At 63.5% G+C, this 6,528-nt stretch carries 9 protein-coding genes and 1 pseudogene; 1 reads left to right on the top strand and 9 read right to left on the bottom strand.

All coding sequences use genetic code 11. The annotated features are described in order from the left end of the window. Positions 1-1,152: excinuclease ABC subunit UvrC (uvrC, locus tag EN781_RS22140; protein ID WP_127400332.1), on the bottom strand; the 1,152-nt coding region annotated here is incomplete at its 3' end. Beyond that, complete coding sequence (locus EN781_RS22135; RefSeq protein ID WP_127400331.1) at positions 1,149-1,913, bottom strand: SDR family oxidoreductase; 765 nt, start codon at positions 1,911-1,913, stop codon at positions 1,149-1,151. The genes EN781_RS22135 and uvrC, both read right to left, overlap by 4 nt. 415 nt (positions 1,914-2,328) lie before the next feature. Between EN781_RS22135 and EN781_RS22130 the strand changes: the two genes are divergently transcribed. Further along, complete coding sequence (locus tag EN781_RS22130) at positions 2,329-2,973, top strand: outer membrane protein (protein ID WP_126055603.1); 645 nt, start codon at positions 2,329-2,331, stop codon at positions 2,971-2,973. 95 nt (positions 2,974-3,068) lie between these two features. On the opposite strand, the gene EN781_RS35465 is transcribed toward EN781_RS22130, so the two are convergent. From EN781_RS35465 to EN781_RS22105, 7 genes and pseudogenes are all read right to left on the bottom strand, one after another. Then, positions 3,069-3,218, bottom strand: a complete 150-nt coding sequence (locus tag EN781_RS35465; RefSeq protein WP_245455525.1) for a hypothetical protein — start codon at positions 3,216-3,218, stop codon at positions 3,069-3,071. Further along, positions 3,219-3,320, bottom strand: a pseudogene (locus EN781_RS35460) (GFA family protein); the annotation flags it as partial. Further along, complete coding sequence (locus EN781_RS35455; protein ID WP_245492634.1) at positions 3,307-3,489, bottom strand: hypothetical protein; 183 nt, start codon at positions 3,487-3,489, stop codon at positions 3,307-3,309. The pseudogene EN781_RS35460 and the gene EN781_RS35455, both read right to left, overlap by 14 nt. A gap of 80 nt (positions 3,490-3,569) precedes the next feature. Continuing rightward, positions 3,570-3,953: a TfoX/Sxy family protein gene (locus EN781_RS22120; RefSeq protein ID WP_245455526.1), complete on the bottom strand. Its 384-nt coding sequence runs from the start codon at positions 3,951-3,953 to the stop codon at positions 3,570-3,572. 90 nt (positions 3,954-4,043) lie between these two features. Next, positions 4,044-4,640 (bottom strand): glutathione S-transferase family protein, encoded by a 597-nt coding sequence (locus EN781_RS22115; protein WP_126055605.1) that lies wholly within the window; start codon positions 4,638-4,640, stop codon positions 4,044-4,046. A 271-nt stretch (positions 4,641-4,911) separates the two neighbouring features. Next, on the bottom strand, positions 4,912-5,295 hold the full coding sequence (locus EN781_RS34445; RefSeq protein ID WP_189347729.1) for a hypothetical protein: 384 nt from the start codon (positions 5,293-5,295) through the stop codon (positions 4,912-4,914). A gap of 631 nt (positions 5,296-5,926) precedes the next feature. Further along, positions 5,927-6,454, bottom strand: coding sequence for a DinB family protein (locus EN781_RS22105; protein ID WP_126055606.1), 528 nt, complete (start codon positions 6,452-6,454; stop codon positions 5,927-5,929). Positions 6,455-6,528: the final 74 nt, after the last annotated feature.

Below are 6,528 nucleotides of genomic sequence, written 5' to 3'. Positions count from 1 at the left end.
GGCCAGAAGTTCCTGCTCCACGACGGCGTGCGACAGCAAGATGGCGCGCGGCGTCGGCTTGTCGTCATAGAACTGCGCCAGGAACGAGCCCAGCACCTCCGCCGCCTCCAGCGCCGGGTCGGCCTTGGGGAAATAGGCGCGGTTGCCCCAGTTCTGGCCGGTGCGGAAGAAGAAGACCTGGATGCAGGTCTGGCCGCCCTCCTGGTGGACGGCGAAGACGTCGGCTTCCTCCACCGTCTGCGGGTTGATGCCCTGGTGCGCCTGCACATGCGAGAGCGCGGCCAACCGGTCGCGGTAGATGGCGGCGCGCTCGAAATCGAGCTCCTCCGAGGCCTGCTGCATGGCGGCGGAGATTTCCGTCTTCACCTTCAGACTGCGGCCCGAGAGAAAGTCCTTCGCCTCGGCGACCAGCCCGGCATAGTCCTGGTGCGAGATCTCGCCGGTGCAAGGACCGGCGCAGCGCTTGATCTGGTAGAGCAGGCAGGGCCGGGTACGGTTCTCGTAAAAGGAATTGGTGCAGCTCCTCAAAAGGAAGGCACGCTGCAGCGAATTGATGGTGCGGCCGACCGCGCCGGCGGAAGCGAAGGGGCCGAAATAGTCCCCTTTTCGTGAACGCGCGCCGCGATGCTTGTAGATGCCGGGCGAGACATGGTCGCCGGTCAGGAGGATATAGGGAAACGATTTGTCGTCCCGCATCAGCACGTTGAAGCGGGGCCTGAGCCGCTTGATGAGGTTCGCCTCGAGCAGCAGCGCCTCGATCTCGGTCCGGGTGACGACAAATTCCATCGTCGCCGTCTCGCGCACCATGCGGCCGATGCGGGCGGTGTGAAAGCGCCCCTGCGCGTAGTTGGTGACGCGCTTCTTCAGGCTGCGCGCCTTGCCGACATAGAGCACGTCGCCGGCGGCGTTCATCATGCGATAGACGCCGGGCGCGTTGGGCAGCCGCTTGACGAGCGTCTGGATCACCTCGGCGCCGACCATGCCATCGGCGTCGCCGGCATGCGGCGTCCAGTCGATCGTGGTGAAGGCAACATCCGGTCCGGCTGTCTCCGGCTCGACAATCTCCTCGACCGACTCGTCCTCGAGGTCGAGGTCGGGCGGCAGGTCGTCGGCGTCGCCGTTTCGTTTGTGCTTCTGATCTGTGGGACTCATTCCACCATGCCTGTCACATCGGGCGTCTGCCATGCAAGGTGCTGGCCGCCGTCCAGCGCGATCATCTGGCCGGTGACCGAGCGCGCGTCCCAGAGATAGCGGATGGTAGCGCCGAATTCGGACAAATCCGGGCCGCGCTTAAGGATCAGCCCGTCGAGCTGCGCGGCGAAATCATCATCGTCCTGGCGCGCGCTCTTGAGCGTCGGGCCCGGGCCGATAGCATTGACGCGGATGCGCGGGCCGAGCGCCTGCGCCAGCATCTGGGTTTGTGTCCACAGCGTCGACTTAGACAGCGCATAGGAAAAATAGCGCGGTGTCGGCCGCCACACGCGCTGGTCGATTATGTTGACGATCAGCCCCTCCTCGCCTCGCGGCAGGGCGCGGGCGAAATTCTGCGCCAGAAGCGCCGGCGTCTTCACATGGATGGCGAAGTGGCGGTCCCAGGCCTGCCAGTCGAAATCCTCGACACGATCGTCGACGAAAAGCGAGGCATTGTTGACGAGCAACCTGACCGGCCCAAGCGCCGCCTCCGAGCGGCCGACGAGATCGCCGACGGCGTCCATGTCGGTGAGGTCGCCCGCGATCACGGCGGCGCGGCCGCCCTCGCCCCTTATGCGTTCAGCCAGCGCCTCTGCCTCGGCACCCGAGCGGTTGGCGTGGATGGCGACGGCAAAGCCATGCGCGGCCAAATCCTCGACGATCGCTTTACCGATCCGTTTTGCCCCACCCGTCACCAGCGCTGTCCCGGCGGCTTTGCTCATCTGTCAATCCTCAAATCGCCGCCTCGATTCCGGAAGCCGGCACATTATGACGGGGCAAGGGGTTAAACGCCATTTCCACCTGGGGCGGGAATGTGGCGGAACGGCCTCGTCGCAACCTTTGCGTGATCCGGATTCGCGCCGGCTGGATCGCAATATAGGACGCTGGACTCCTTGCACCAAGCCGCGTGCAGCGCAGCATGGAAGCCCTGCTGACATTTCGCTGTTGCGAAGATGCAACGTCACGGTTCAGCCTCATTCGCGCCGGGGAATGACCCAAGTTCAGGTTCGCTTCAGCCGCATTTCGACACGACATTTGGAACCGTTGAGCGCCGGGTCCGTTTATCCCCCCGGACGGGTCTTGGGGCGCTCATGAACAACAAGCCTATGTGTCCTGTGGCTTAAGGAGTAAAGAACAATGCAAGCCAATCTCAAATTCGCGCCGCTCGCGGTCGCGCTCGGGCTCTTCGCCCTTAGCGGTACTGCCTTCGCGGCCGACGTCATCTCGGAAGAGCCGCCGGCCCCCGCTCCGGTTGCCGAGCTTCCCGTCGCTTCCTGGGCCGGCCCGTATCTCGGCCTGAGCGCCGGCTATGGCTTCAGCGGTCATGCCGACGTTTCCGGCGGTCCCGACATCAAGACCAAGGGCTTTGTCGGCGGCGTCTTCGGCGGCTACCAGTGGCAGCAGGAGAACTTCGTGTACGGTGCTGAAGCCGATCTCGGCTACAATGGCGTCAAGGGTTCCAGCGCCGGCGTCGAAGCCAAGGGCGGCCTGGATGGCTCGCTGCGCGCTCGCCTCGGTTATTCCGTGACGCCGGAAATCCTGCTCTACGGCACCGGCGGTCTTGCGGCCAAGAACCAGAAGATCGACGACGGCGTCTCCAGCGACAGCAAGGCGATGCTCGGCTGGACGGCCGGTGTCGGCACCGACATCAAGATCACCGATAACGTGTTTGGCCGTGTCGAGTACCGCTACACCGACTACGGCGACAAGGACTTCGACAATGTCGGCAACGTCGAGTCGAAGGACAACCGCGTCACCTTCGGCGTCGGTATGAAGTTCTAAGTCGTCCAAGCCACGACACGAAAAAGCCGGGCCTCGCGCCCGGCTTTTTTTGTGCCTGCACTGGAACGGATGCGGCCCCCTCACCTATCAGCTTGTCAGGTGCTTGGTCGATCGGCTGGCTTTTCCTGGAAGCCGTCATGGGCGGGTATCGACGGCAGCCGCTCGAGCCATGTCATCCGCGAGCGCATCAAGACCTGCGCATCGGGCTGGTAGTCGTCCGGATTGGTCATGGTGGCGGCGTGCACATGGATCTCATGAGGCCATCTGTCCGAGCGGAAATAGAGTCTCGTGCCGCAGGACGGGCAGAAGCCGCGAAAGGTGTTCGGGCTGCTTTCATAGTGGCTGATCTCGCCGATCCAGGCTCATCTGCTCCGGCCGCATGCCCAGGAAGGCCGTCAACGGGGCGGACGTGGCGCGCCGGCAATCGGCGCAGTGGCAGACCAGATTGCGTGTGATGTCCCCGGAATAGGTCCAGGTGACCGCCTCGCACATACAACGTCCCGTCAGAAACGCCATCGCAATCCTCCCGCCGGCCGCGTTGCCGAGCCGGTTCACGACACCAGTCGATGCAGTGCAAGATAGGCTGCTCCATCAGCTCACATGCGCTTCTTTGCGACCTTGGCTGGCTTCGATTTCGGCGGCAGCGTCTCGACGAAGGCCAGCGCGAGATCGAGCCAGCTGTCGAGATCGGCCTCCGTCGCCGTGCCCTCAGGCGCGACGTGGACGTAGCCCTCCATCGCCCGGCCGCCCATTTCCATTGGGCGGGCATGCGGACGCGCGGCGGCGGTCTCATGCGCCGCTTTGCCGACACGCACCAGCAGTCCTCGCTTCGAGGTACCGATCAGCATGTTGCCGTTGAGCATGAAGCAGGTGCCGCCGAACATCTTCTGTTCAGTGAAGGCGCGCTGGCCGAGAGCCGCGCGCAGGCGCTCGACCATGGGGTCTGGCGCGACGCTGGTTTTGGTGACTGACTTCGCCATGCTCACCACTCCGACTTGGGGAGTATCAGGCAAGCATGGAAGTGGATGGGGTTCAAGCTAGTCTCCCCTTGGGGGAGAAGGGGAAGGCGCCTACGCCGGCACGGCCGGTTTCAGGTCCGGGAACTTCTCGTCGAAGCGCGCCGCCCAGCGGGTCAGCCGGCCGCGGCCTTTTTCCCATTTGCCGGCGAAGCGCAGCGCCAGATAGCCGAGGGTGGCGCGCAGCGCCATCTGGCCGGCGGTGATCTTCTTCGGCAGCTTTGGCGGGTTGGCGTTGAGCAGATCGAGCGCGGTGGTGATCTTCGCCCACTGGCGATCGAGCCAGGGCTGATAGACCATCTCTTCCGGCCGCGTGCGCCGCTCATAGACCATCGACAGCGCGCAATCGCAGATGCCGTCGGCCAGCGCTTCCAGCACCTCGGCCTCGAGCCGCTTGTCGGGATTGCGCGGGAACAGCGCGTTCTTCGATACGCGATTGAGGTGCTGGGTGATGGCGCGGCTGTCGTAGATCGAGCGGCCGTCGTCGAGGACCAGCACGGGGATCTTGCCGAGCGGATTGGCGCCGATCAATTCGGCCGGCTTCTCCTCGGTCTTGACCGGTACGAGGTCGATGGCGATGCCGGCATAGAGCGCGGCCATGCAGACCTTCGAGCTGTAGGGAGAGGTGGAGGCGTAGAGCAGCTTCGGCATGGTCGGGTTCCTGTTTGTGTGCGCGCACTGTTGACCGATCATGGCCGGCAAGACAACGGCCAGTGTCGCGAAACCGGACAGCCAGTGCGCCGGCAACGAATTGCCGGGGAAGCCGAACAACAAAAAAGCTCCCGGAAGTTCTGCCGATGGCAAAGTCCCGGGAGCTTTAGGGGGAGCGTCCGCTCCAGCTTCGCCAGTGGCGCCGAACTGGCGAGAGGGGTACCGACGGCACCCGCCCTCACCTGTCCTTGTCGCGAGCGAAGCTACGCGATTACTTCTTGGCGGCCGGCTTCTTTGCCGGAGCTGCCTTCTTCACTGCAGACGCCGACTTGGCGGCGGCGGCCTTCATCGGTGCCTTGGTGGCGGGCTTGGCCGCGGCCTTGGCTGCAGGCTTCTTGGCGGCAGGCTTCGCTGCTGCCTTGGCGGCGGGCTTGGCTGCGGCCTTGGCGGCGGGCTTGGCTGCGGCCTTGGCGGCGGGCTTGGCCGCGGCCTTTGCGACCGGCTTCTTGGCGGCGGGTTTCGCCGCTGCCTTCACCGGAGCCTTGGCGGCTGCCTTCGGCGCTGCCTTCTTCACTGCAGGTTTCGCGGCAGCCTTCGGTGCCGCTTTCTTTGCCGGCGCTTTCGCCGCCGGCGCCTTGCTTGTCGTCTTTGCCATGCGATGCCCCTTGCGTTTTGCCGGCGATCGTCAGTGATCCGGCATGCTCATGCATATCTGACTCGCGGCTTTCTAGCCAGCGAAGCATTACACTGAATTTCGCAGATTAAATTTCTGTTAGGGCGAAAGCATGCTCGCAATGATCGGCACAAAAGTCCGCGGAGATTCTTCGTAGCTCGCCGCGAACTTCCGCGAGAGAAATTGAAGCCACGCGACTCATGCGATCTTCTGGTCAAGCGCGGGAACTCTTGCAATGGCGGTGCTCGCGCGAGCTCACGCGAAGGGCTGTCGTATCGGCTTGCTTGATAGAGCGACTGCAGAACAACTCAAAACTTAATGCGAGCTTGTAGCTCATATATATTCAGACCCGATCTAAGTGGCGGGGAAGCAGCATTCGCTGCGGGACAGCGTTCTTCTCTGAGCCGCCGACTTTCGTCACTCGGCAAGCCAAACCGTTGGCTTTCCGTCCGCTGCGCGGACCGCTCCGCAACCCTCACTTTGGTAGAGATTGGCCGTTGCGCCGGCTTTCGTCAGTCGCCAATGCTGCAGGGTTGAATGGCGCGCGAAGGAATGCCGTGTCTTCCGCACCGCGCAGCCGCTTTTCCCTTGAAATATAAAGGCTTTCGGGCCGTCACAGCCCGGCCGGCTCTGACACCAACTGCAGCCTTCGCGACGGCTCGGTCCGATGGAGATGGACGGCAAATGTGTCCCAGGGCGGAGTGACGGCGATTTGCGCGAGGATGCGGCCGATCTCGCCGCGATGATAGCCGCCGTGGATGACGACATGGGTCAGCATTTCCTGGCGCGACATCATCGCCTTGTCGCCATCGGTGAAGATGAACGGGACGAGCTCCGCCAGAAGTTGCGGCGTTACCGCATCGAGATAGTCGCGATACCAGCGGTCCATCGCTTCGACATCGGCGCGCAGCGCATCGAGCGACGGCGTGTCCTCGGTGTTGTCGGAAACATAGCCGTGGCGCGTGCCGGAAAGATGCGCGGCGAATATCTTCGACACGACGAGATTGTGATTGAGCAGACGGATCGCTGCGTGGCGCTCGCTTGCGTGCGCTTGCGCGAGGTCTGCGAGACTTTCAAGCAGCTCGGCGTTGGCCCAGGCCTGATAGTCGAAGAGGCTGCGAAGCAGGGAAAGCGCGCACATCGCCGTTGTTCCTTTTTGTGAAAATGTGAGTATCTTGTTTATATTCTCGCGAGGCGGAACAAACATGTCTACTC

This window comes from Mesorhizobium sp. M4A.F.Ca.ET.090.04.2.1 (genome assembly GCF_003999085.1).
In the GTDB taxonomy this organism is placed as follows: Bacteria; Pseudomonadota; Alphaproteobacteria; order Rhizobiales; family Rhizobiaceae; genus Mesorhizobium.
This window is presented reverse-complemented; position numbering and strand designations above follow the sequence as displayed.